Below are 1,472 nucleotides of genomic sequence, written 5' to 3' on the forward strand. Positions count from 1 at the left end.
TGATGTGGTTTAATGGATTCGGACACACCAGTTAAGAGATAATAAACTTAACTGGAGTAAAAGATATGACAATTAGAAGAAAATTTTCACAAGAATTTAAGCTTGATGCAATTAGCCTTGTAAAAGATCAAGGCTACAGTCGGGCGGAAGCAGCTCGCAGTTTGTCGCTTAATCCGAATGTGCTTAGTCGTTGGATAAAAGAGCATGAAGCAGATGAGGGTCATGCATTCAGAGGTAATGGTAAATTAACGGCCGAACAGCTTGAGCTTCGACAATTACGAGAGGAAAACCGCCGGCTGAAAATGGAAAAGGAAATTTTAAAAAAGGCGGCGGCCTTCTTTGCTCAAGAAACGAAGTGAAATATTCGTTTATCGCCCAACATGAGAAGGTCTGGCCAATAGACAAGATGTGTCTATTATTGGGCGTATTGCGTTCGGGTTATTATCGATATCGTCGTGCTCGATGGGATAAACCGAGCGATCCAGTACATCAGGAGATGCTTGATTTTGTAAAAGAAATTGCCGAAAAGAGTACTTATACTTTTGGCAGCAGGCGCATGCGAAAAGCGCTAAATGCTTTAGGATATCCGGTGGGTCGGCGCAAAACTCAGAGCCTGATGAGAGAAGCTGGTGTTATAGTCCGATACAGGAAAAAATATAAGGTAACGACCAACAGCAAACATAAAAAACCGGTCTTTGAAAATGTACTGAACCGTGATTTTTCGCCTAGTGCGCCAGACCGAGCTTATGTATCGGATATTACCTACCTTTCAACACAAGAAGGTTGGTTATATCTGGCAGTGGTTATTGATTTGTTCTCCAGGAAGGTTGTTGGCTGGAGCATGAGCTCAAGGATGAAGGCAGATTTAGTTTGCGATGCCCTAAAAATGGCTTTATGGCAACGAAAGCCAAAGCCTGGATTAATTGTGCATTCAGATAGAGGCTCTCAGTATGCCAGCAATGAGTATCGTAAATTACTCAACGGCTGGAAGTGCATTGGCAGCATGAGCAGAAAGGGTGATTGTTGGGATAATGCAGTGGCCGAGAGCTTTTTTGGCAGCTTGAAGCAAGAACGAGTGCAATGGAAACATTATCAGACGCGTTCTGAAGCACATCGAGATGTACTAAATTACATCACGGTTTTTTATAATGATTTTCGGCTTCATTCAACGATTGGTTATAAAAGCCCTAATCAATTTGAAAAGGAAAGAGGGTTGTTAAAAATGGTTGCTTAACTGGTGTGTCGCAATTTGTTTGACCACGTCAGAGAGTTCTCGGTAAGTCATCATACATTGATGTTGAATTAAACGAATCACATGGAATCTATCGGCAACTATCATTGCATTAGGAAAGTATTTTTTTACAATAGACCGATAGGTACTACTTAAGTCCATACAGATGACTTTAACTCGTTCTTTCCCAGGCAGCTGCTGTAGGTAGTCTTTTAAATCTCCTTCACTTCGCCCTCGAACT

1 protein-coding gene and 1 pseudogene are annotated in these 1,472 nt (G+C 41.6%); one reads left to right on the forward strand and one right to left on the reverse strand.

Annotated features, from left to right (window positions below; genetic code table 11):
* Positions 1-65 precede the first annotated feature (65 nt).
* A protein-coding gene (locus E1O52_RS12895; protein WP_133129051.1) for an IS3 family transposase occupies positions 66-1,234 on the forward strand; the annotation gives its coding sequence in 2 pieces (ribosomal slippage) (positions 66-330 and positions 330-1,234; 1,170 coding nt in all).
* Between the two features lie 18 nt (positions 1,235-1,252).
* On the opposite strand, the pseudogene E1O52_RS12900 reads toward E1O52_RS12895, so the two are convergent.
* Positions 1,253-1,472, reverse strand: a pseudogene (locus E1O52_RS12900) (transposase); the annotation flags it as partial.

Source organism: Legionella nagasakiensis, from assembly GCF_900639915.1.
GTDB classification, from domain to species: domain Bacteria; phylum Pseudomonadota; class Gammaproteobacteria; order Legionellales; family Legionellaceae; genus Legionella_A; species Legionella_A nagasakiensis.